This window comes from Embleya australiensis (assembly GCF_051903075.1).
Classification (GTDB): Bacteria; Actinomycetota; Actinomycetes; order Streptomycetales; family Streptomycetaceae; genus Embleya.
Map to the genome: position 1 here is coordinate 3,443,361 of NZ_CP182422.1, position 22,515 is coordinate 3,465,875.

Annotated in this window: 22 protein-coding genes; 7 read left to right on the forward strand and 15 right to left on the reverse strand. The window is 72.0% G+C overall.

Annotated features, from left to right (window positions below; translation table 11 throughout):
* From ftsH to dacB, 5 genes are all read right to left on the reverse strand, one after another.
* Entirely contained in the window at nucleotides 1–2,055 is a 2,055-nt protein-coding gene (gene ftsH / locus ACMXN5_RS14620) for an ATP-dependent zinc metalloprotease FtsH (protein ID WP_439675620.1), read from the reverse strand.
* A gap of 307 nt (nucleotides 2,056–2,362) precedes the next feature.
* Nucleotides 2,363–2,929, reverse strand: coding sequence for a hypoxanthine phosphoribosyltransferase (gene hpt, locus ACMXN5_RS14625; protein WP_078979398.1), 567 nt, complete (start codon nucleotides 2,927–2,929; stop codon nucleotides 2,363–2,365).
* 46 nt (nucleotides 2,930–2,975) lie between these two features.
* Nucleotides 2,976–3,956 carry a tRNA lysidine(34) synthetase TilS gene (gene tilS / locus ACMXN5_RS14630; protein WP_439675621.1) on the reverse strand — a complete coding sequence of 327 codons (981 nt, stop codon included), beginning with the start codon at nucleotides 3,954–3,956 and terminating at the stop codon, nucleotides 2,976–2,978.
* A 255-nt stretch (nucleotides 3,957–4,211) separates the two neighbouring features.
* Nucleotides 4,212–5,375 carry a zinc-dependent metalloprotease gene (locus ACMXN5_RS14635; protein WP_439675622.1) on the reverse strand — a complete coding sequence of 388 codons (1,164 nt, stop codon included), beginning with the start codon at nucleotides 5,373–5,375 and terminating at the stop codon, nucleotides 4,212–4,214.
* A gap of 113 nt (nucleotides 5,376–5,488) precedes the next feature.
* Nucleotides 5,489–6,889, reverse strand: coding sequence for a D-alanyl-D-alanine carboxypeptidase/D-alanyl-D-alanine endopeptidase (dacB, locus tag ACMXN5_RS14640; protein ID WP_439675623.1), 1,401 nt, complete (start codon nucleotides 6,887–6,889; stop codon nucleotides 5,489–5,491).
* Between the two features lie 159 nt (nucleotides 6,890–7,048).
* Between dacB and ACMXN5_RS14645 the strand changes: the two genes are divergently transcribed.
* On the forward strand, nucleotides 7,049–7,540 hold the full coding sequence (locus tag ACMXN5_RS14645; RefSeq protein WP_078976554.1) for an inorganic diphosphatase: 492 nt from the start codon (nucleotides 7,049–7,051) through the stop codon (nucleotides 7,538–7,540).
* Nucleotides 7,541–7,671: 131 nt separating this feature from the next.
* Here ACMXN5_RS14645 and ACMXN5_RS14650 read toward each other — a convergent pair whose 3' ends face one another.
* The 4 genes from ACMXN5_RS14650 to ACMXN5_RS14665 form a co-directional block, all read right to left on the reverse strand.
* Nucleotides 7,672–9,111, reverse strand: a complete 1,440-nt coding sequence (locus ACMXN5_RS14650; protein ID WP_439675624.1) for a C40 family peptidase — start codon at nucleotides 9,109–9,111, stop codon at nucleotides 7,672–7,674.
* Between the two features lie 212 nt (nucleotides 9,112–9,323).
* On the reverse strand, nucleotides 9,324–10,253 hold the full coding sequence (locus ACMXN5_RS14655) for a hypothetical protein (protein WP_439675625.1): 930 nt from the start codon (nucleotides 10,251–10,253) through the stop codon (nucleotides 9,324–9,326).
* A gap of 54 nt (nucleotides 10,254–10,307) precedes the next feature.
* Nucleotides 10,308–11,027: a DedA family protein gene (locus ACMXN5_RS14660; RefSeq protein ID WP_439675626.1), complete on the reverse strand. Its 720-nt coding sequence runs from the start codon at nucleotides 11,025–11,027 to the stop codon at nucleotides 10,308–10,310.
* Between the two features lie 138 nt (nucleotides 11,028–11,165).
* The gene (locus ACMXN5_RS14665) at nucleotides 11,166–12,044 is read right to left on the reverse strand and encodes a metal-dependent hydrolase (protein WP_439675627.1); all 879 of its coding nucleotides are present in this window, start codon (nucleotides 12,042–12,044) and stop codon (nucleotides 11,166–11,168) included.
* Between the two features lie 118 nt (nucleotides 12,045–12,162).
* Between ACMXN5_RS14665 and ACMXN5_RS14670 the strand changes: the two genes are divergently transcribed.
* Nucleotides 12,163–12,921, forward strand: a complete 759-nt coding sequence (locus tag ACMXN5_RS14670) for a hypothetical protein (RefSeq protein WP_439675628.1) — start codon at nucleotides 12,163–12,165, stop codon at nucleotides 12,919–12,921.
* Between the two features lie 46 nt (nucleotides 12,922–12,967).
* On the opposite strand, the gene ACMXN5_RS14675 is transcribed toward ACMXN5_RS14670, so the two are convergent.
* Together ACMXN5_RS14675 and ACMXN5_RS14680 are read right to left on the reverse strand one after the other, a co-directional pair.
* Nucleotides 12,968–13,948, reverse strand: a complete 981-nt coding sequence (locus tag ACMXN5_RS14675) for an LLM class flavin-dependent oxidoreductase (RefSeq protein ID WP_439675629.1) — start codon at nucleotides 13,946–13,948, stop codon at nucleotides 12,968–12,970.
* A gap of 111 nt (nucleotides 13,949–14,059) precedes the next feature.
* On the reverse strand, nucleotides 14,060–14,476 hold the full coding sequence (locus ACMXN5_RS14680) for a MarR family winged helix-turn-helix transcriptional regulator (RefSeq protein ID WP_439675630.1): 417 nt from the start codon (nucleotides 14,474–14,476) through the stop codon (nucleotides 14,060–14,062).
* A 109-nt stretch (nucleotides 14,477–14,585) separates the two neighbouring features.
* Between ACMXN5_RS14680 and ACMXN5_RS14685 the strand changes: the two genes are divergently transcribed.
* From ACMXN5_RS14685 to ACMXN5_RS14695, 3 genes are all read left to right on the forward strand, one after another.
* Nucleotides 14,586–15,608 (forward strand): SDR family NAD(P)-dependent oxidoreductase, encoded by a 1,023-nt coding sequence (locus ACMXN5_RS14685; RefSeq protein ID WP_439675631.1) that lies wholly within the window; start codon nucleotides 14,586–14,588, stop codon nucleotides 15,606–15,608.
* A 13-nt stretch (nucleotides 15,609–15,621) separates the two neighbouring features.
* Nucleotides 15,622–16,545 (forward strand): TIGR03619 family F420-dependent LLM class oxidoreductase, encoded by a 924-nt coding sequence (locus tag ACMXN5_RS14690; protein ID WP_439675632.1) that lies wholly within the window; start codon nucleotides 15,622–15,624, stop codon nucleotides 16,543–16,545.
* A 142-nt stretch (nucleotides 16,546–16,687) separates the two neighbouring features.
* Entirely contained in the window at nucleotides 16,688–17,956 is a 1,269-nt protein-coding gene (locus ACMXN5_RS14695) for a TerD family protein (protein WP_439675633.1), read from the forward strand.
* 88 nt (nucleotides 17,957–18,044) lie between these two features.
* Here ACMXN5_RS14695 and ACMXN5_RS14700 read toward each other — a convergent pair whose 3' ends face one another.
* Together ACMXN5_RS14700 and ACMXN5_RS14705 are read right to left on the reverse strand one after the other, a co-directional pair.
* Nucleotides 18,045–18,758 (reverse strand): L,D-transpeptidase, encoded by a 714-nt coding sequence (locus ACMXN5_RS14700; RefSeq protein WP_439675634.1) that lies wholly within the window; start codon nucleotides 18,756–18,758, stop codon nucleotides 18,045–18,047.
* A 93-nt stretch (nucleotides 18,759–18,851) separates the two neighbouring features.
* Nucleotides 18,852–19,532, reverse strand: coding sequence for an HAD-IA family hydrolase (locus ACMXN5_RS14705; protein ID WP_439675635.1), 681 nt, complete (start codon nucleotides 19,530–19,532; stop codon nucleotides 18,852–18,854).
* A 260-nt stretch (nucleotides 19,533–19,792) separates the two neighbouring features.
* Here ACMXN5_RS14705 and ACMXN5_RS14710 point away from each other — a divergent pair, with 260 nt between their 5' ends.
* Entirely contained in the window at nucleotides 19,793–20,089 is a 297-nt protein-coding gene (locus tag ACMXN5_RS14710; RefSeq protein WP_439675636.1) for a hypothetical protein, read from the forward strand.
* A 73-nt stretch (nucleotides 20,090–20,162) separates the two neighbouring features.
* The gene (locus ACMXN5_RS14715) at nucleotides 20,163–20,936 is read left to right on the forward strand and encodes a phosphotransferase (RefSeq protein ID WP_439675637.1); all 774 of its coding nucleotides are present in this window, start codon (nucleotides 20,163–20,165) and stop codon (nucleotides 20,934–20,936) included.
* A gap of 17 nt (nucleotides 20,937–20,953) precedes the next feature.
* On the opposite strand, the gene ACMXN5_RS14720 is transcribed toward ACMXN5_RS14715, so the two are convergent.
* Together ACMXN5_RS14720 and ACMXN5_RS14725 are read right to left on the reverse strand one after the other, a co-directional pair.
* Nucleotides 20,954–21,142 (reverse strand): hypothetical protein, encoded by a 189-nt coding sequence (locus ACMXN5_RS14720; protein ID WP_439675638.1) that lies wholly within the window; start codon nucleotides 21,140–21,142, stop codon nucleotides 20,954–20,956.
* Between the two features lie 236 nt (nucleotides 21,143–21,378).
* Entirely contained in the window at nucleotides 21,379–22,470 is a 1,092-nt protein-coding gene (locus ACMXN5_RS14725) for a helix-turn-helix domain-containing protein (RefSeq protein WP_439675639.1), read from the reverse strand.
* Nucleotides 22,471–22,515 lie beyond the last annotated feature (45 nt).

The window sequence follows — 22,515 nt, forward strand, 5'->3', positions numbered from 1 at the left end:
TCAGTTCTCCGGAGAATCGGACGGCGGCTCGGGGTGCGCTACCGCCCCACCGGACCCCGTCGTGGTGCCCGTCGCAGAGGTCGCGCCGCCGTTGAGAATCCCATTGTCGCTGCCGCCGCCGGAGAGCGTGAGCTCGCGGGGCGTCATCACGGGGGGCCGGCTGGACGGCTGACGCCGACTGGAGCCGGTCCATGCCGGGCGGGCCGGACGCTTGGTGACCGGTGCGAAGATCTCGGCGACCTGGGCCTTGTCCAGGGTCTCCTTCTCCAACAGCTCCAGCACCAGGTTGTCCAGCACGTCGCGGTTCTCGACGAGGATCTCCCACGCTTCGTTGTGGGCGGTCTCGATGAACCGCTTGACCTCTTCGTCGACGATAGCCGCGACCTCTTCGGAGTAGTCGCGCTGGTGACCCATTTCACGACCCAGGAAGGGCTCGGCACCGTCGTTGCCGAACTTGATCGCGCCCAGCCGTTCGGTCATGCCGTACTGGGTCACCATCGAGCGGGCCAGGCCGGTGGCCTTCTCGATGTCGTCCGAGGCGCCGGTGGTCGGGTCGTGGAAGACCAGTTCCTCCGCCGCGCGCCCACCCAGCATGTAGGCGAGCTGGTCGAGCATCTCGTTGCGGGTCGTGGAGTACTTGTCCTCTTCCGGCAGGACCATGGTGTAGCCGAGCGCCCGACCCCGGGACAGGATGGTGATCTTGTGCACCGGGTCGGTGTTCGGCAGTGCGTGGGCCACCAGGGCGTGACCGCCCTCGTGGTACGCGGTGATCTTCTTTTCCTTGTCGCTCATGATCCGGGTGCGCTTTTGCGGCCCGGCCACGACGCGGTCGATCGCCTCGTCCATCGCCAACGCGTCGATCAGCTTGGCGTCGGAGCGGGCGGTGAGCAGCGCCGCCTCGTTGAGCACGTTCGCCAGGTCGGCACCCGTGAAGCCGGGGGTGCGCCGGGCGACGGCCTTGAGGTCGATGTCGTCGGTGACCGGCTTGCCCTTGGCGTGCACCTTGAGGATGTCCCAGCGGCCCTGCATGTCGGGGCGGTCGACCGCGATCTGCCGGTCGAAGCGGCCCGGGCGCAGCAGCGCGGGGTCCAGGATGTCGGGCCGGTTGGTCGCGGCGATCAGGATCACGCCGCCCTTGACGTCGAAGCCGTCCATCTCGACGAGCAGCTGGTTGAGCGTCTGCTCGCGTTCGTCGTGGCCGCCGCCCATGCCCGCGCCGCGGTGTCGACCGACCGCGTCGATCTCGTCGACGAAGACGATCGCCGGCGCGTTGGCCTTGGCCTGCTCGAAGAGGTCGCGCACCCGGGAGGCGCCGACACCGACGAACATCTCGACGAAGTCGGAACCGGAGATCGAGTAGAACGGCACGCCCGCCTCACCCGCGACCGCGCGGGCGAGCAGGGTCTTGCCGGTTCCGGGCGGGCCGTAGAGCAGCACACCCTTGGGGATCTTCGCGCCGACCGCCTGGAACTTGGCGGGCTCCTGGAGGAACTCCTTGATCTCGTGCAGTTCCTCGACCGCCTCGTCGGCACCCGCCACGTCGGCGAAGGTCGTCTTCGGTGTGTCCTTGGAGATCAGCTTGGCCTTGGACTTCCCGAAGTTCATCACTCGGGAGCCGCCGCCCTGCATCTGATTCATCAGGAACAGGAAGACCACGACGATGAGCACGAACGGCAGCAGGGAGAACAGGATGCTGACGATCGTGCTCTGCTTGCTGAGCTTGACCGTGTACGAGTCCTGGATCTTGCCCTGCTCGTACTTCGACTGGAGCAGGCGCTGGATCTCCACGCCCTGCTCGTCGATGTAGGAGGTCTTGATCTTGTTGTGCTTGTCGACCTTCGCCCCGGGGATCAGGGTGAGCTCGAGTGACTGATCGTTGCCGCCGATGAGCTTGGCTGACTTGACCTGGTCGTTCTGGATCGCCTGGATCGCCTTGCCGGTGTCGACACCCTTGAAGCCGCTCGAAGAGGAGACGAGCTGCATCAGGAGGATCACAGCAATGACGGCCAGCGCGATCCACATGACCGGCCCGCGGAAATAGCGCTTGACGTCCATCGATGCGGGGCAGCAGACGCCCCGTCCCTCCTGCCGACTTTTGACCCGGGCGCCTCATGGCCCCCGGGTACGTTGCCTGTCCGGTATCGCCCGGCACGGTCGCCCGTGCTGATCGGATGTCGTTGCGTTAGACGGTACACCGGGCGTCCGCACGCCAACGCGCCGCGCGTTCACTCGCGATGCGCGCCTTCGTGGATCGACCCCCGACGCACCCTCCAACGAGGGGAAACGTTCCCCTTGTTCCCGGATGCTGCAACCGGATGTCGATCGCGCCGACCCGAAGGCGTGATCCGAGTGCCCGAGCGGGTCAGGTCGGCTTCGAACCGCCGTATACGTGCTCGGCCAGTGTGCCCACGAACGGCAGATTGCGGTAGCGCTCGGCGTAGTCGAGGCCGTAGCCGACCACGAACTCGTTGGGGATGTCGAAGCCCACGTACTTGACCGGGATGTCGACCTTGGCCGCCTCCGGCTTGCGGAAGAACGCGCACACCTCCAGCGAGGCGGGGCCACGCGAGGTGAGGTTGGCGAGCATCCACGACAGGGTCAGACCCGAGTCGATGATGTCCTCGACGACCAGGACGTGCCGACCGGCGATGTCCGCGTCGAGGTCCTTGAGGATGCGCACGACGCCGGAGGACTTGGTGCCGGAGCCGTAGGAGGACACCGCCATCCAGTCCATCTTGACCGGCGAGTGCACCGCCCGGGCGAGGTCGGCCATCACCATGACGGCGCCCTTGAGCACGCCCACGAGGAGCAGGTCCTGGCCCCGGTAGTCCTCGTCGATCCGTTCGGCGAGCTCGACGAGCTTCGCCTCGATCTCCTCCTGCGTGACGAGGACCCTTTCGAGGTCGGCGCCCATGTCCTTCTCGTCCACCACATGCCTTACTACGAAGTTGTCGACAGAGCCCCGCGAGCACCGGTCAGGATTGAGCCGGCCGGTGAAAGAGAAGCCTGCCACACCGTCTGCGTATCTCGACGCCCCCGGGCAGGTGGATGGGGCCCTGGCCGTGCCACGAGATGACCAGTTTCTCCACCGCCTCCACGTGGCGCGCGAACAACGCGCCGGACGGGCTGCCCGCGACGACCGCGGTGCGGCGCAGCACCCGGCGGCGCACCGCGGCGGGCAGTTCGGCCAGGCCGGCGACCTCCAGCTCGCCGTCGTCGTGGGTGACGTCGGCCTGGGCCCGGTCCGCCCACTGGTCCAGCGCCTCCGCGTCGTCGCGGAACAGCCGCGCGGTGCGGGCCAGCGCCTCGGACACGCCGGGGCCGAGCGCCTTCTCCAGGACCGGCAGCACCTCGTGCCGCACCCGCGCCCGGGTGTAGGCGGGGTCGGCGTTGTGCGGGTCCTCCCAGGGCAGCAGGTCCTGCGCGACGCAGGCCTGACGGGTGATGTCGCGGCCCAGGTCCAGGAACGGGCGCTGGTAGTGGCCGGTCAGCGGCGGCATGCCCGCGAGGGATCGGGCGCCGGAGCCCCGGGCCAGCCCGAGCAGGACGGTCTCGGCCTGGTCCTCCAGGGTGTGTCCGAGCAGCACGAGCGCGGCGCCGTGGGTGCGGGCGGCGGTGTCCAGGGCGGTGTAACGGGCCAGGCGCGCGGCGCCCTCGGGGCCGCCGCGGGTGCCGACCGTGACGCCGAGCGCCTCGACCGGTGTCAGGCCCAGCTCGCCCAGCCGGGCGACCAGGTCCACGGCGCGACGGGTCGAGCCCGCCTGTAGGCCGTGGTCGACGGTGATGGCACCGGCCCGCAGCCCCGCGCGCGGGGCCTCGAACGCGGTGGCCGCTGCGAGCGCCAACGAGTCCGCGCCACCACTGCACGCGACCAGGACGAGAGCATCCGGTTGCAGGTCGCGCAGGGTATTGCGGACGGCCAGCCTGGTGGCGGCCACGGCGGGATGGGGTCCCACGGCTCGACGACACCTCCTTGCACGTCCGGTTCGGCCGGTCAGCGGAGGTCGCGGCCTCCGCGAGATGTGCCGAAGAGAATTGGTTTGCCCACGCTACGTCACCCGAAGCGGCTCGGGCCGCAGACACCGCCGGATGTCGCCCGGATGAGGACGCGGGCGCGCCGGTGATCGGCCGGACGGCGCCCGGCGGGCCGCCCGGACCCGGTCCCGGCCGGCCGCGTTCGACCGCCGGGACCGTCCGGGCGGGCGCCAGGATCACTCGGCGTCGGTCGGTCCCTCGGCTCCCGCCGCGTCGGCCGTGCCCGCCCGGCCGTGCACCCGGTCCACCCAGGAGCCCGGGTCGGCCACCTCGGCCTTGGTGGGCAGGGTGTTCGGCGACGTCCACACCCGGTTGAAGCCCTCCATGCCGACCCGGCCGACGACCTCGCGCACGAACCGCTCGCCGTCGCGGTACTGGCGCAGCTTCGCGTCCATCCCGAGCAGTTTGCGCAGTGCCAGGTCGAACCGTCCGGTGCCCTGCGCGCGGCGCTCGGCGAACTTCTCCCGGATCTCCGTGACGGTGGGGATGACCTGCGGTCCGACCCCGTCCATCACGAAGTCGGCGTGCCCCTCCAGGAGCGACATCACCGCGGTGATCCGGCCCAGGATCTCGCGCTGCTCGGGCGTCTGGACCAGTTCGACCAGCGAGGGGCCGTCACCCTCGCCCTCGCCGGTGCCCCCGGCGCGGCGCGCGCCGGCGAACGCGGAGACCGCCTCGCGCAGCCGGCCGAGCACGGCGGACGGATCCACCTCGGTCTGGCCGAGGAACCCGTGGATCTCCTGTTCCAGGTGGTCGCGCAGCCACGGTACGGCGGTGAACTGGGTGCGGTGGGTCTCCTCGTGCAGGCACACCCACAGCCGGAAGTCGTGCGGATCCACACCCAGTTCGCGCTCGACCTGGACGATGTTCGGGGCGACCAGGAGCAGTCGGCCGGGGCCGCGCCCGGTCGCGCCCGGGGTCTGCGGGGCGAAGGTCTCGTACTGGCCGAGCACGCGCGAGGACAGGAACGCGAGCAGGGTGCCCAGTTCCAGGCCGGTCACCTTGCCGCCGACCGCGCCCAGGGCGGCGCCGCCGGGCATCGTCTCGCGGCGCTCCTCCACCTTGTCCAGGAGCGGGCGCAGCACATGCCGGAAGCCCTGCACGTTGGCGCGGGCCCAGCCGGGTCGGTCCACCACCAGGACCGGGGTGTCGTTGTCGCCGGCGTCGAGTCCGGTGAAGGCCCGTACGTGCTCCTCGGACGTCTTGGCGTGTGCGCGCAATTCCGCGACCACGGCCCGTGCCTCGTCCCGCCCGACGTCGGGGCCCGGCCGCACGAGCCGGTTCGCCGTCGCCACGGCCAGGTCCCAATCGATCATGTCCGCACCGTTGCCGCTCGTCATACGGCCACGTTACGTGCTCGAAGCGGCCCCGAAAGAGGATCGGGGGTCCGCGTTCGGATCGGGTTCCGGTTTTGCCGGCCGATGGACCGGCGTGCCGGCGGGACGGAGGCGGGTCAGCCGGCGGTGCCGCAGCCGCAGTCGGCCAGCGCCGCGGCCATCCGGTCGATCGCGGCGCGGGCCGGATCGGGGTCGCCGGTGAACCGGTCGGCCAGTATCGCGAAGGCGAGGAGTCGGCCGTCCCGGTCGCGTACCAGGCCGGACAGCGTGCTGACCCCGGTCAGCGAGCCGGTCTTGGCCCGGACCACGCCGGCCGCGTCGGCGGCGCCGCTGTTCGGCCCGTACCGGTCGGTCAGCGTGCCGGTGAAGCCCGCGATCGGCAGTCCGGTCAGCGCCCGGCGCAGTTCGGGGTGGGCGCCGGACGCGGCGGTCGAGAGGGTCTGCACGAGGGTCTGCGGGGTGAGTCGGTTCTCCTTGTCCAGGCCGCTGCCGTCCTTGAGGTTGGAGGCGCCGTAGGTCACCCCCAGGCCCTCCAGGACCTGCCGGGCCGCGGCGGTGCCGCCCTGGAAGCTCGCGGGCTGCCCCTTGGCGATCGCGACCTGCCGCAGCAGCGCCTCGGCCAGGTCGTTGTCGCTGACGGTGAGCATCTGCTCGACGATCGCGGACAGCGGCGGGGACTGTACGGAGGCGAGTTCGGGCGCGCCGCCGCCGGGCGCGGTGCCGGGGGTCGGCGCGCCGTCGACCGTGACGCCCGCGGTCTTGAGCATCGCGGCGAACTTCTTCGCCGCGTCGACGCCCGGGGACGGCACCCGGTTGCTCTCCTTGCCGACCACGGTCGGGTCCACCCGGCCCTCGTCGACCATCAGCGACACCACGGGCGCGATGTTCTCGTTGACACCGATCGCGTGCAGCGCGGGGCCGGTGTAGAGCGAGGTGTCGTACTGGAGCTTGACCTGCGTGGTCCCGCTCGCCTTGAGCGCCACCGCGGTCGCGGCAGCCAGGTCGGAGAGGCGGGCGGGCTGGTAGCCGTTGTACTGCCGGCCGTCGAGCGCGGTCAGCGTGGGATCCCCGCCGCCGACCAGGACGATCGTGCCGGGCGTGGGACCGGGCACCACGCGGGTGGTGATCCGGTGGTCGGGGCCGGGCGCGGTGAGCGCGGCCACCGCCGTGGTGATCTTGGTGGTGGACGCGGGCGTCGCCGCGCGGTCCTGGTTGGCGCCGTACAACAGGCGTCCGGTCAGCGCGTCGACGACGGCGACCGCGGGCGGCGCGCCGAGCGCGGTCGTGCGGCCCAGCGGTTCGAGCACGGCCCGGATGCCGGCCTCGGTCGGGGTCGCTCCGGCCGGGTCCCCGGACACCGGAACGAGCACGGGCGGCACGGCCGTCGCGGCGACCCGACGGGTGCCGTCGTCGGCCCGGGCGCTCAGGCGCTCGCCCTTCCACGATCCGTGGACGAGGGTCACGAGCACGGCCAGCAGCACGGCCGCCAACGCCGCGGCGATCGCTTTGCTCCTCATGCCGGGCACGCGAGACCATCCCCTTCCGCCGGACCACCGGCCATGCGAGACACTGAGTGCAGATCAGGTTCTGTCCGGGACCTGTGCCGGGTTCGGCCTCGCGGACAGAACGACCCTAACGGTCCCGGCAACGGTCCCGGCGCAGCACATGGAGGAGCCTTGGAGTTCGACGTCACCATCGAGATCCCCCGGGGATCGCGCAACAAGTACGAGGTGGACCACGAGACCGGTCGCATCCGGCTCGACCGCATGTTGTTCACCTCGACGCGCTACCCGGCGGACTACGGCTTCATCGAGGACACCCTCGGTGAGGACGGTGACCCGCTGGACGCGCTGGTGCTGCTGGACGAGCCGACCTTCCCGGGCGTCCAGGTGCGCTGCCGCGCCATCGGCATGTTCCGGATGACGGACGAGGCCGGCGGCGACGACAAGGTCCTGTGCGTTCCGGCGACGGACCCGCGCGTGGAGCACCTGCGTGACATCCACCACGTCTCGGAGTTCGACCGCCTGGAGATCCAGCACTTCTTCGAGGTCTACAAGGACCTGGAGCCGGGCAAGTCGGTCGAGGGTGCGAACTGGGTCGGCCGCGACGACGCCGAGGCCGAGGTCGAGGCCTCGCGCAAGCGGCTCACCGAGCAGGGTCACCACTGACCCGGTAGCCCGATCCGGACGAACGCCGATCGGCGGCAGCCACCCCTCGGGGTGCTGCCGCCGATCGGCGTCCGTGCTTGTGGCGCCCGTGTATCGCGCCCGTGTTTCGTGTGGGTGGTCCGCGCGTGTGGTCAGGACGGGCGGGCGTAGTAGTCCGGGGTGCCCATGTAGAACAGGTTGCTGATCTTGACCACGTCGCCGGTGCGCGGCGCGTGGATCATCTTGCCGCCGCCCAGGTACATCGCGACGTGGTGGATGTCGGAGGCGCTCTTGGTCTCGGTCCAGAAGACCAAGTCGCCCGGGCGCAGGTTCTTGTACGACACGGGCGTGCTCTCGAAGTACTGGGTGGCGGCGAAGTGGGCCAACTTCACGCCCGCCCGGCGCCAGGCCTGCATGACCAGGCCGGAGCAGTCGAAGCCGCTCGGGCCCTCGCCGCCCCAGACGTAGGGCTTGCCGAGTTGGGCCTTCGCGTAGGCGACCGCGGCGGTCGCGCCGGCGGGGGCGGCCGCGGCCTTGTCGCCGGAGCGGTCGGGCTTGCTCGCGGCCACGGGGTCGACCCGCTTGGCGGGCTTGTCGGCGGGCTTGGCGGGCTTCGCGGGCTTCGCGGCCGGCTCGGCGGGCTTGGCGGCGGTGCTCGGCTTCGCGGGACGGGCCGCCTCCTGCTCGCGCACCGCCTCTTGCTCGCGGGCCGCCTCGGCCGGGCGTGCCTGCTCCGCCCGGCGGTCGGCCTCCTCCTTCTCCTGGCGCGCCTGTTCGCCGGCCGCGTCGGCCTCGGCCCGGGCCCGGGCCTCCTCCTCGGCGCGTCGTTGCGCCTCGGCGGCCTGACCGTCGCGGCGCTGCGTCTCCAGGTCGATCGAGGTCTGCTTCAGCGTGGCCAACTCGGCCAGCAGCGTGGTGTGTCGGGCGGTGATCTCGTGGACCCGGCCCTGCTGAGCGGCGAGTTCGGCCTCGACCCGGTCCTTGGCCGCGCGCACCGCCTCGGTCGCCCGGCCGGCCGCCTCCGCGCTGTGTTCGGCGTCGGTCTTGGCGACCGCGGCGTCGTGCACGGCGGCGGTGCCGCGCCGGAGGGTGTCGTCGCTGTCCTGGGAGATCCGCCGCAGGCTCTCCATCCGGGAGACCAGGTCGCCGGGCGAATCGGCGCCGAGCATCGCCTGGAAGACGCCGAGCCCCGCGCCGCCGCCCATCCGGTAGGTCTGCGCGGCCAGTCGGCCGAGTTCGTCCCGGGCCCGGGTCAGGCGGGCGTCGGCGGTGCGCAGGTACACGTCGGCGGCGGCGGCCCGGTCCTGGGCCTGCTGCCGCAGCACCACGGCGCCGTTGTACTCCTCGACGGCGGCGTCGGCGCGGATGTCGAGCCGGGCCAGGTCGCTCGCCTCGCGATCGAGTTCGGCCTCGATCCGGCCGATGTCGTCGACCTTGCCGGTGACCGCGTCGTGGGCCCGGCGCACCTGGTCGGCACCGGGGTAGCCGGCGCCGCCGGGATCGTCGGCGAGCGCTCCGGGCGTGAGCGTGAGGACGAGGACGGCGGCGAGTCCGGCAGGGACGGCGGTGCGGATGAACAATCGGCGAGGCATGCGGTCTCCCTCCAAGCGGCGGGCACCGAGGGGAACCGGAGATTCCGATTCCGGGCAGGTCTCCTCACGCTAGCCACCCGTAGTCACAGCCGCACCACAAGCGACATATTTCCCGCTAATGGGCTTATTGCTCAGGAATCGACTCGAACACCGGTACGCACTCGCGTCACATCCGTGGCCGATCGGCCGCCCGATCGGCCACGCACGTCGGGTCAGCCGACCGACTCCAGCGTCCACGCGCAGACCGTCCCCGACTCCGCGTCGGCCGTCAGCCAGATGCCGTCGGAGCGCACCACGAGCCATTCGCGCGGCGCGTCCTCGGGGTACTCGATCTCCGCGACGGCACGCAGGTCCGGCACCGAGAACAGCACGTGCCGCTCGCCCGAGGAGGCCGCGAGCACGAGGTCGCGGCGCAGGAAGCCGGCGTAGATGTCGAAGACCTCGTCCGGGTCGGGGAAGACCTGCTCGCTCGGTCGGGCCGCTATCACCGCGCCGTCCGGGAAGCGCACCAGGGACAGCGGACCGGCCTCGATCGGCGTGGTCAGCATCATCAGCCCCGAGGCGTGGATGTCGGTGAGTACCCGGCTCTCCCCCGGCGGCACCTCGGCGACCTCCTCCGAACCGGCCGAGGCGAGGACGAAGATCCGGTACGCGTCGTCGGCGTGCGACGCGGCCAGGCCCAGATGTACGCCGTCGGGGTGCGGGATCAACTCGGAGCCGATGGTGGCGGGGGCCACCGGCCGGATCACGCGCGGCGCGCCGTCCGCGGCGTCGAGCAGCACGCACCGGTCGCCCTCGGCGGTGCGGACCACCGCCCAGATCCCGGCCGCGGTGACCGCGCTCGACCCGGCCTCCTCGGCCTGCCAGGGCACGTGCGGATGGGACCACACCTCGGTGCCGTCGGCGTCGAGCACGACCACTCGATCGGGTGTCGAGGCGACGAAGCGGGCCAGGTCGGGGGTGACCGAGTGGCCCCCCTTCCAGTCCCCGGGCAGCCGGATCTCGCGGACCACCGCCAACGAGTCGTCGAGCACGACGAGGGAACCGTCCACGCCGTGGGCGAGCCAGGCCGCCGCCCCCGGGATGCGGTCGAGACTCCACAGGGACGGCAGGGTCGCCCGGGCCAGAAGTTGAGCACGCATGGCGTGCACTCTATTGGCGGCCGACACCCGTATGGCCCAGTGGCGACAACCGTCCTACGCGTCCCGCCGGTCGTCGCCCGCCCGGTGCCGGCCCCGACCGGCGGCCGGCTCCACCGGCTCGGCCGACGCGGTCGGCTCGGCCGCGGCCCGCGTACGCGACGTCGAGCGGGCGCGCAGGAGTTCGATCGCCACCGGTATCACCGAGATCAGCACGATGGCGATCAGGATCAGCTCGATGTTCTCGCGAACGAAGTCGACCTGGCCCAGCGAGTAGCCGAGCACGGTGACCCCGCACGCCCACAGGAAGCCGCCGACGATGTTGTAGCCGACGAAGGTGCGGTACTTCATCCGGGCCACACCCGCGACGATCGGGGTGAAGGTGCGCACGATCGGGACGAACCGCGCCAGCACGATCGAGCGCGGGCCGTACCTGTCGAAGAACTCGTGCGCCTTCTCCACGTTCTCCCGCTTGAAGAAGCGCGAGTTCGGCCGATTGAACAGCGACGGCCCCACCTTGCGGCCGAACAGGAAGCCGACCTGGTCGCCGACCACCGCCGCGGTCCACAGGAGCAGGCACACCAGCCACAGCGGCTGCGAGAACTTGCCGTCGGAGACCAGCAGGCCGGTGGTGAACAGCAGCGAATCGCCCGGGAGGAAGAAGCCGATCAGCAGGCCCGACTCGGCGAAGACGATCACCAGGATGCCGATCAGGCCGAACGTGGAGATCAGCTTGTCGGGGTCCAGGAACGAGGGACCCAGGGCGATGGTTTGCACGGCGCGTGCCTCCCGGAGCGGGCGATGGCGGACAGCGGAAGCCCCCCGACCAGGTCATGGTTAGGCAAAGAGATTTCCTTCCGAAGGTAACGTCCGCACCGGGGGACCGGTTCCCGGGGACCCGCGTCGAATCGCGACTCAGACCCGCTCGGGCCGGGTCGACGCCACCAGCGCGCCGTCCTCCTCCAGGGTCAACTCGACCGCCAACGAGCGCAGTTCGCCGAGTCGGGCCAGGTGCGAGCCACCGCACGGGACGTGCGCGTCGCCGTCGGGCAGCCCGCAGTGCCACACCCGACGCGCGGTCAGCGCCGGAGCGGGCACCTCGATCCGGACCCCGGCGTCGGTCTTCAGCCACTCGCCGAGCAGCGCCTCCACCTCGTCGCGGATCCCGGGCAGGTCCTCGGCCAGCGTGTCCGCGGTGAAGCCCTTCTTCCGCAGCGACTTGCCGATCCGGTAGTCGTCCCGGCTGCCCGCCTCGGTCAGCCGGGACCGGGTGATCGCCAGGTTGTCGAAGTCCGGGCGGCCGAGGCTGTCGGTGCGCACCTCCTTGCGCCAGCGCGGCGCGAGCACCGCGTTCAGCGCGAACGCCAGCAGGTGGCACGCGGTGTGCGCGGCGCTCAGGGCGGCCCGACGCTCGGCGTCGACCACGAGTTCGGCCGCGGCGCCGACCAGGTCGGCCGGGTCGCCCGGGCCCGGGTCCACCACGTGCAGCGCCAACCAGGCCCAGTCCTCGTCGCCGCGCCGCACCGGAATCTCCTCGCCGACCGCGAACGTCCCGTCCGGGCCGACCCCGCCGGTCAGGCAGTCCACCACCGGCAGTTCCGCGCCCGCCACCCGGATCACCCCCGTGTCCGCGGGCTGGTCCGGCCAGGTGTGGTCGAGCGGATGGAACGGCGTACGCCCGACCACCAGGGCGGTGCGCCCGTCCGGCAGCACGGGCGCCGCCAGGATCGGCGCCTCGCCGGTGGTGGCACCGGCCGGGAAGGTCACCTCGGTGGAAGTCGTGGGGAGGGCCATGCGCGTCCTAACCTCGATTCGATCCGGTCGCCATCGTGCGGGAGCGGCGATGGCGCCATGCGGTCCATTCGATCATGGACAATCCTCCTCACACGGAAATCACGAGCAGGGACGGGCTGTGCACGACCAGGGCTGGATCTCGACCACCGCTCGGCTGGCGGGCGACACCGAGGCCGGGCCCCACGGCGTCGGCTGGATGCTCGTCGCGTTCATCTTCACCTTCGCGGTGACCAGGCTGATCACCCGGCTGATCCGGGCGGGCAAGGGCCCGTTCCGGAACATGGTGGTGGGCAAGGTGCATGTGCACCACCAGGTCTACGGAATCTTCCTGATGCTGATCGCGGGCGCGCTCGAGTTCTCCTACGAACCGGGCGGCGCGCTGCGGCAGGTACTCGCCGGGTTGTTCGGGATGGGCGCCGCACTCACCCTGGACGAGTTCGCGCTGCTCGTACACCTGGACGACGTGTACTGGGCCGCGGACGGGCGCAAGTCGGTGGACGCCGTACTGATCACCGCCGCGATGGGCGTGCTGCTGTTCGTCGGGGCCAACCCGCTCGGCCTGGGCGACGGCGACAGCAAACCGGTGGCCGCGGTGATCGTGGTGTTCAACCTGGCCTTCGCGTTGTGCGCGCTGGCCAAGGGGAAGGTGGCCACCGGTCTGATCGGCGTGTTCGTCCCGTTCGTGGCGATGGTGTCGGCGATACGGATCGCCAAGCCCGAGTCGCCGTGGGCACGTTGGCGCTACAAGGAGGGCCCGGGGCGGACCTCGCCACACGCGGACACCAAGCTGGCCCGCTCGCTGCGCCGGTTCCCGCCCGACCGGCGCACGTGGTGGGACCACACGAAGGACTTCGTGGCGGGCGCGCCGCACCGCTGACCGGCGACGGGCGGCCCGGGGTGGGCCGCCCGCCGACCGGCGCTCGCTACAGGTTCGGCAGTACCTCGTTCTCGAACAGGCGCAGGCTCTCCCAGGCCAGCTCCGGCGGGATGCCGCCCATCATCGGGTGCAGGATCGCGAACGCCGCGTCGCCCTGGGCCTTCAGCTCGGCCACCAGGGTCTCCGGAGTGATCACCCGGTACTGCCCGCCCGCCCGCAGCGCGTCGGCGTCGGTGACGCTCGCGTAGCCGCCCACCCCGGCGGTGCCCGCCCTGGCCATCGTCTCGCCGTAGGCGTTGACCTCGTGCAGCGCGTGCGGCGCGATCCGGTCCCAGTCCCGGTCGGGGTCGTTCGAGAGGTGGAAGAACCCGGTGTCGCCGCCGAAGTACGGGCCCGGGTCCTCCTCGCCGAGGCTGACCTTCTCGTCCCGGTAGAACTCCCAGATGTCCGGGTTGGACGGCATGAACCCGTCGGCGATCCGCGCGGCCCGGCGGGCGGCGGCCTCGACACTGCCGCCGAGGATGATCGGCGGACCGCCCTTCTGGAACGGCGCGGGGGTCACCCGCACGGTCCGGCCGCGGAACTCGAACTCCTCCCCCGTCCACGCCTTGCGCAACGTCTCGACGGTCTCCACGGTGCGCTTGACCCGCTCGCGCATCGGCACGTCGTACATCGCGAACTCGGTGTCCACGTAGCCGTTGGTGAGCACCACGTTCACCCGGCCCTGGCTGAGCAGGTCGAGCACCGCCAACTCCTCGGCCAGGTGCAGCGGGTCGTGCAGCGGCGCGGGGATCGCGGCGATGGTGACGCCCATGTTCCGGCTGCGCGCGGTGATCGCGGCGGCGAACTGGAGCGGGGCGGGCAGGTATCCGTCGGCGAAACCGTGGTGCTCGGACAGCGTGACCATGAAGAATCCGCGCTCGTCGGCCCACTCGACCATGTCGAGTGCCGCGGCGTAGCGCTCCCCCATGGTCGTCCCGGCGAAGGCCGGATTCCGGAAGTCGAAACGCAGCGCGAACACAGCCATGCCGTACTCCTGTCCCCGGCGCCACCGGGGTGGGCGACACCGCACTGTCTGATGGCGCGTCAGATTAGTGGCCGGGGTCGAGGAGAACCAGGGTCGGCGCCCGGTCGCCGCTCAGTCGTCGTTCAGGGCCCGGGCGAGCAGGACCCGCAGGGCCCGTCGGTCGGCGGCCGGCAGCCCGGACAGCGGCGGGTCCACGGCGAGGCCGGCGAACAGGCGGGCGCGCAGTTCGGCGCCTTCCGGGGTGAGCGCGATCAGCTTCGCCCGGCGGTCCTTCGGGTGCGGCCAGCGCTCGACCAGGCCGCGCTCGACCAGCCGGTCGACCACGAACGTCACGTTCGGCGGCTCGCAGCACATCCGGCGGCCCAGCTCGCGCATGCCCAGCGGTTCGGCGAGTTCGTGCACCGCGTTGGCCTGGGACGCGGTCAGCCCGATCGCTCCCGCGCAGGCCGCGAAGTGCGCGTCGAGACGGGCGGTGGCCGCGTAGAGCAGTGCGGTCAGTCCGGGCGGCTCGCCCTCCGGCGTGGTCATGGCCACACTCTAGCCGAACTTCGTTACAACTCGAATGATTCGAGGTGTAACGTCTGCCGCGAGCTGACAGATCGTCAGTCCCCTTGGTCGCCCTTGGAGGAGCCCGCCCATGCCCGCGATCCTGGCCGGCCGGATGGCCCTGGTCACCGGTGGCAGCGGCGGTATCGGCGCCGCCTGTGCGGCCCGCCTGCTGGCGGACGGCTGCTCGGTGACGCTCGCCGCCCGCGGGGCCGACGCGCTCGCCGCCACCGCCGAACGGCTGCGCGCGGGGGCGCCGGCCGGTACCGAGGTGCGGCACGTCGCGGTCGACGCCTGCACCACCGACGGCGTCCGCGAGGCGGTCCGCGCGGCGGGTCCCGCGCTCGCGGTGTGCGTGGCCACGGTGGGCGGCGGGAGCACCGCGCCGATCCTGACCATGGACGACGACGCGTTCCTGGCCGACCTGCACCGCAACACGCACAGCGCGTTCCTGGCGATCAAGTACGCGGCACCGGTGATCGCCGCGCGCGGTGGCGGCGCGATCGTCTGCGTGTCCTCCACCGCGGCCCGGCTGACCATGCCGTTCCTGAGCGGCTACGCGGCCGGGAAGGCGGGCCTGGAGGCCCTGGTTCGGGCCGCCGCCGACGAGTTGGGCGCGGCCGGCGTCCGGGTCAACGCGGTCCGCCCCGGGCTGGTGCGCTCGCGCGAGGACGCGCGGATCTTCGCGGACGAGGAGATGATCGCCCGCTTCCTGGCCAACAAGCCGCTGGGCCGCACCGGGTTGCCCGAGGACATCGCCGAGGCGGTCCGCCACCTCGCCGGCCCCGAGTCGTCCTGGACCACCGGGCAGAGCCTGGCCGTGGACGGCGGCAACGAGCTGCGCAGCGCACCCTCCTTCGAGAAGTACGCCAGGGCCGCGCTCGGCGACGCGGTGATCGACGCGGCGCTCGCGGGCCGCGACCCGTACGCCCCGCCGACGCCGACGCCGGCACCCGTACCGACCCGACCGACGCACCCGCCGCGGCCGGTCCGACCACCCCGCCCGATCGCGGAACCCGGTCTCGGCCCGGGTCCGGCCCCGGGCCCCGGTGGCCCCCTCGCCTCCGACCCCGGCCCCGACACCGACCCCGGCACGGACACCGACCCCGATTAGACGGAGCATCCGGATGAGCACTGACGTGCAACTTTCCATCGGCCTGCCCAACTTCGGCAGCTGGCCGGCCGGCGACTGGCGCGGTTTCACCGACGTCGGTCGCGCGGCCGACGACGCGGGGATCGACCGCATCGTGCTGGTGGACCACGTGGTGATGGGCCCGAACACGCAGAACTACTCCTGGGGCCGCTTCCCCACCCCGCCCGAGGCGGACTGGCCCGAACCGCTCACCCTGCTCGCCGCGATCGCCGCCGTCACCTCGCGGGTCCGCCTCGCCACCGGCATCCTCGTCGCCCCGCTGCGCGGCGCCACCCTGCTCGCCAAGACCGCCGCGACGCTGGACCAACTCTCCGGCGGGCGGCTGGAGCTGGGCGTGGCCACGGGATGGCAGCGCGAGGAGTACGACGCCGCCGGGATCGACTGGGACAACCGCGGCCGACTGCTCACCGACACGCTCGCGGCCTGCAAGGAGCTGTGGACGAACCTGCCCGCGTCGTTCGTGTCCGAGACGGTGAACTTCACCGACGCCTACTGTGCGCCGCGGCCGGTCCAACCCGGGGGCGTGCCGCTGTGGATCGGCGGCACGTTGAACACCCGCAACCTGGCGCGGATCGTGCGCAGCGGCGACGGCTGGATCCCGATCATGGGCCTGTCCACCGCCGACATGGCCCGGGACGTGGCACGGATCCGGACCGCCCTCGCCGACGCCGGCCGCGACCCGGGCGCACTGCGGGTACAGGGCCCGCTGCCGCTGGTCAAGGACGACGCGGGCCGGTTCGACCTGGCCCGCACGATGGCCGGCGCGGCCGAGGTGATCGCCGCCGGGGCCACCGCCGTGCATCTGCCGATCCAGGTGTTCTGCGCCGGGCCCGATGCCGCGCCCGCCTTTTTCGCCGAGGCCAGGAAGGCGTTCGACAACGTGGTGTCGGGCGGGTGACCGAGCCCGAGTCGGGCTTGTCACCTGGGGCTTTACCCCTGCTTGGTTAAAGTTTCAGGTTTGCGGAACGTCGTCGGCGGGAGGGTCGTTCCCCTGGACAACGGCGCGATACGGCGTCTTTGTCCAACCGGGAGGGCCCTCCATGTCCGACGTCACGCTGCCCACCGGCGCCAACGCGCCGCTGACCGGCGACCGCGCCGAGGTCTCGATCGGGTGGGCCTCGGCCGACGTCGTGGACGTGTCCGCCGTGCTGCTGACCGACGCGCACAAGGTGCGTACCGACGAGGACCTGGTGTTCTTCAACAATCCCGTCGGCGGCGACGGCGCGGTGCGCACCACGGCGGGACCCTCGGGAACCACGCACGTCGCGGTGGAACTCGCCAAGCTGCCGGCCGAGGTCGCCAAGGTGGTGGTCGTGGTGAGCGCGGACGCGGACCGGCCCGGGGCCACCCTCGGCCAGGTGCCCGGCCTGAGTGCGCTCACCACCTCCGGCGACGCGCGGATCACCTACCCGGCCGGCGCGTTCGAGGGCGGCGAGACGGTCGCGGTGCTGGTCGAGCTGTACCGGCGCGGCGACGCGTGGAAGGTGCGCGCGGTGGGCCAGGGCTACGCGAGCGGACTGGCCGGGCTCGCCACGGACTTCGGCATCTCGGTGGAGGACGAGCCGGAGCCGGAGCCGACTCCCGCGCCCGCCGCGCCGGTACACGCCCTGGTCAAGGAGCCCGCCGCCGCGCCCGCGCCGGCCGCGCCCGCGCCGATCTCGATGGCCAAGGAGCCGCTGGGCCGGGTCGACCTGGCCAAGGGCGGCCGGGCGACCATCAGCATGGACAAGGACGACCGCTCGATCACCGTCACCGCGTCCCTGGTCTGGGACGGCGGCAACGACGCCCGCCGCAAGTCCGGCGCCGACCTGGACCTGTACGCGCTCTACGTGCCCCGGTCGAAGCTGGGCGCGCTGAACAAGGGCGACAGCGACGGGGTGATCTACTACCGCGACCTGGGCAGCCTGAACTCCGCGCCCTACATCAAGCTCGACGGCGACTCGCGCGTACCCGGCCGTGAGACGGTCCGGATCACCCGGCCCGACCAGCAGGGCTATGTGCTGATCTGCGCCTACAGCGCGGTCGAGAACGGCTTCGGCAGCTTCAAGTCGTACGGCGCGCACGCCGAGGTCACCGACGGCCAGGGCTCGACGGTGAACGTGCCGCTGTTCAACAACAAGCGGGCGGTGTTCTGGGTGGCGATCGCGCTGGTCGACTTCACCGACCCCGAGGGCGTCTCGATCCAGCACGTGGAGAAGTACTCGAAGCTGATGCAGGAGCGGCGCCCGATGCTCTACCCGGACGGCACGTTCGAGATGGGGGCGGGTCCGGCGGAGTTCAAGACGGTGCGCGCCCCGCGCGAGCGCTGAGCACCGGTCCTGCGGGGTCCCCGGGGTCGGGACCGCTCGGTCGTGCCGGCCGAGCGGTCCCGAACGCCGGGATGGGTGGATCCGCGGCCTACTTGGCCGAGCGGTAGACGATCACCTTGTCGCCGACCCGGGTCTCGTCGAAGAGCCGCTGCACCAGGCCCTTGTCCCGGACGTTGACGCAGCCGTGCGAGGCGCCGTTGTAGCCGTTGGCGGCGAAGTCGGCCGAGTAGTGCACGGCCTGGCCGCCGGAGAAGAACATCGCGAACGGCATCGGCGTGTGGTAGATCGTCGAGACGTGGTCGCGGCTCTTGAAGTTGATGCTGAACGCGCCCTCGCGGGTCGGCGTCTCGGCCGAGCCGAAGCGCACGGCAGTCGAATACTGCACCTTGCCGTCGATCACCCAGGCGAGCCGGTCGGTGCGCTTGTCGATGCAGATCGCCCGACCGGTCAGGCACCGCTCGTCCAGCCCGGCCTGCGCGGCCGGCGGCTTGGGCGTGGTCGTCGGCGGCTTGCTCGTGGTCGGCGGCTTGGTGGTCGGCGGCTTGCTCGTGGCCGGCTTCGCGGACGTCGCGGAAGCCGTCGGCGACGCGCTGGTCGGGGCGCTGCTGCTCGGCGCGGCCGACGTGGCGGGGGGCGTACTACTCTCCGCACTCGGCGTGACGGGTGCGGACGAGACGGTGGTGGGCAGGTTCGACTGCGTGCCCGCCTTGGCCGTCGAATCACTCGACGAGCCGGAGTTGCAGGCCGACAGGGCCAGGACCGCGGTCACGGCGACCGCGAGGGATATACGTGTCTTCTTCATCGAGTGGTGGCCTCTCCCGACCCAAACCAAAATGTGGTGTTCCCCGAGTCGTGCACCCTTGTAGACGCCAATGGGGCCCGAGAGGTTGCGTCCCTAGTTTGACCCATTCGGGCGGATGTTAAGCCGGACGTGTTCGGCCGTGACCTGTTCGGGATCGATCGATCGCAGATCCGTGGCCCAGGCGTCGAGCGCGGCGCCACCGGCCCCGTCGGCCAACGCCGCGCCGATGCCCAGGCAGCGCATCCCGGCCGCCTCGGCCGCGCGCACACCGCTCTCCGCGTCCTCGACGACCACGCAGCGGTGCGGTGCTACGCCCAGCAGATCGGCCGCGCGCAGATAACCCTCGGGGGCCGGCTTGCCCTCGGTGACGTCCTCCGCCGTGATCATGTACACCGGTTCCGGCAACTCCGCCGCCCGCAGGCGCCCCCGCGCGACCCGGCGCGTGCCGGAGGTGACGATCGCCCAGCGCGCCGAGGGCAGCGCGGCGAGCAGGCCGGCCGCGCCAGGGATCGGCACGATGCCGGTGAAGTCGCGTTCCTCGCGTTCGACGATCCACGCGGCCTCGGCCTCGGCGTCCAGGGTGGGGGCGACCACGCGCACGAGGTCGATGTCCCGGCGACCGTACGAGGCGGTGACCGCGACGTCGGGATCGACGCCCCGGTCGGCGGCCCAGGCGCGCAGGATGCGTTCGATCAGGGGATGGGAGTCCACCAGCACACCGTCGAGATCGAACAGGATCGCGTCGCAGTCGAGCGTCGTGCAGTCGTTCGCCATGCGGTCAGGCTGTCAGGCACGGCGACGCGGCGTCGAGGAATTCGCGGGCGGAAGATCGCGATCGTGTGCGCCGTGTGGTCACCCACATAGCGCAGATATCGATGGAAAGTGATCGTCGGCAGGCGCGGGAAAACGGCCTTCGTTGCCTAACCGTCACGTTTGCGCCGTTCGCCACCGGCTAGGGGGCTACTACGGCCCGGACGAGCTCACCCCAGGCGGCACTCATGTACTTGGTCCTAGCTCTGCTTGCACCGATCGTGATGTTCCTGTTGATACCCGGACTCGCCTGGCTCGAGGACCGCCTGCTCGGGCCGCTGACCTCGCCCGCGCCACCGCATCCACCGTCGACCGCACGGCCCGCGATCGAACCGGCCGTCGCCGCGCCGATCCCGCTCCCGGTCCCGGCGCCGCTCGGGCGCCCGGCCGAGCGGCGCCCGACCGACCATCACACGGTGCGCTCGGGTCGCGGCCGGCACGCGCGTCGACACGGATCGGTACTCGGCTACCGCCACCACATCGGGCGCCGACGCCCACCCCGCGCCCCGGCCTTCCGCTGACGTCCCGGCCCACCATCGGCCGGTACATCCCGCCCCGGAGTCGACCCTGACCGAGTCCGCCGCACCGCCGCCGGTGCGCATCGAATCCGTCCCGCCCGAGCTGGGCTCGCCCCTGGACGCCGCCCCGCTGTCCACCCGTTCCGACATCTGGCACGTGCTCGGCAGCGATGCCGAGGCGGTGCTCAAGTTGGCCACGCCGGACGGCACGGCGCCGGCCAATCCGCGCTACTGGGCCCGGGAGATCGAGGCGTACGAAAGCGGTCTGGCGGCCGGCGTCTACGCCGCGCACGGGTTGACCGCGCCCCGGACGCTGCGGGTGGATCGGCGGGGCGACGGGTCGGTGGCGTTGTGGCTCGACTACGTCCGGGGCGTGGCCGGGACCGAGTGGGATCCCGCCCGATGGGCGGACTTCGCCCACCGCCTCGGCGCCGCGCAGGCCGCGACCGGACCGCTCGGGCCGTCCTGGTTGTTCGAACGCCCGTCCCCCGTCGGGCCGCTGGCGACCCGGGTCGCCGAACTCCCGTACCTGCTGTGCCACCTCGACCTGCGGCCGGGCAACCTGATCGCGCGGGACGAGGACATCGTGCTGCTGGACTGGTCGCACGCGGGCTACGGGCTGCCGGGCGAGGACCTGGCCGGATTGATCCTCGCGCACGTCGCCGAGCCGAGGGTGGCGGAGGCGCTGGACGCCGCGCTGCCCGCCGAGTACGCCCGAGGCGCGGGACTCGCCGAGGCGGACATCCGGGTCGCGATCGCCGCGACGGCGCCGACCAGGTACGGGCCCGGCGCGAACGAGGCGACCCGGCGGCTGTTGCACGCGTGGGCGGAGGACGCGGCGAGCCCGTGAGGTCCGGCCCGGTCGCCCTACCGACGCTTCGCGCGGATCGCCCAGACCAGGAGCGCCACGGTCGCCAGCGCCGCGACACCGGCGGGCACCGGCCCCCGCCGCGCCCGCATCGGGGCGGCGAGCCGCGTGTAGCGCAGCGGATCGGGGGTGTGCTCGAAGAGCGGGTCGGGCGCGGGATGCCCGGGGGCTCGGCTCGGGGCGGTCATCGATGTGTGCTCCTCTGCGCGGTCCGGGTCGTGCGCATGCCGCCGGGCACCGCGACCGGGACCGTCTCCCCGATCCTGCCGGGGGCGCAGTCCCGGCAGGACCGAGGACACGGCCTCGGCGTGCGACGGCCCTGATCCCCGATCGGTGTCTCGGACCCGAGGCTAGATAAGAACCGCACCGAGAGTCACGAATCATCACCCGGATGCCTCACCCGGCGTGTCCAACCGCCCGGACGTCACGTACCGGCGCGCGGGCGCGGGCTTGTGCTCCGGAACGGCGTGAACGTACCCGCCGTCGGATACAGCGCGGCGTAGATCGGGGATGTCGTGGTGCAGTAGTGGCGACCGCGGGCGGAGAACCGCAGGCGCTCGCCGGCAGGGCCGTAGACGAGCCGGAAAGGCGCGATCCTGGGCAGGTGGCGCATATCGCCGGCTCGGGGGTAGCCGGTCAACGTCCGGTGCAGCAGGGACTCCAGCGCGGCGACCTCGCGCACGGGAAGGCCGGGGATGCCCTCGACGTGCTCGGCGGCGGAGAGTCGTACGACGGCCTTCCACTGCCGTTGGGTGAGCGCTTCGGGCAACCAGTCGATGGCGTCGGCGGCAAGGTGCGGCCAGGATTGCAGTTCGGTGCGGGCCTGCTCCCGCAACGTGTTCGCATTCTGCCGGACCGTGTCGTGTTGGGCGAACCGCGCCTGGACCTGCCCGATGTAGTCGACGACGATGAGCTGCCGTCCCGAATCGAGCAGATGGTTGAGCAGCCGGCGAAGCTGCTGGGTGGGGCAGCGGCTGAGTTCGGCGAGCCGGCGCAGATACGGGTCGTCCGCGCTCACCCGCGCCGGCACGTTGGGCGCGTACATGAGTTCGTCCAGGATCTCGGTGATCCGCAGGATCTCGGCCTTGCGCTCACGGGAGACGTTCGCGAGCGCGCGCTGGACCGTGCGGTAGGGGCCGAGGCGCGCGGTGAGTTTGACGATCGTCTCGTCGCGGCCGGGCGGGAAGTGTCCCTGGGTCTCCAGCAGCCGGTAGGTGGTGCGCGACATGCCCAGCACGGTGGCCAGTTCGTCGGCGGTCAGGCCGGCGGCGGCGCGCAGGTCCGCGAGCGTGGTCCTGCGCGGATTGACCCCCATGAGCACGAGCGGCGGTACCGCCAACTCCGTCGCCAGTCGGACCAACCGCGCCGGCTCGGGCGCACGGCGGCCCTGTTCGTATTCGATGATCTGGGCCTTGCCACAGCCGACGAGTCGGGCGAGCGCGGCGACACTCATGCCGTGATGGGCGCGTGCTTTCTGCAGCGCGGCCCCCGAGAACGGCGTCATACCCCGAGGCATGGATCCCCTTACCTGAAAACCACCCGGGTCGGTATCGTTTACGTT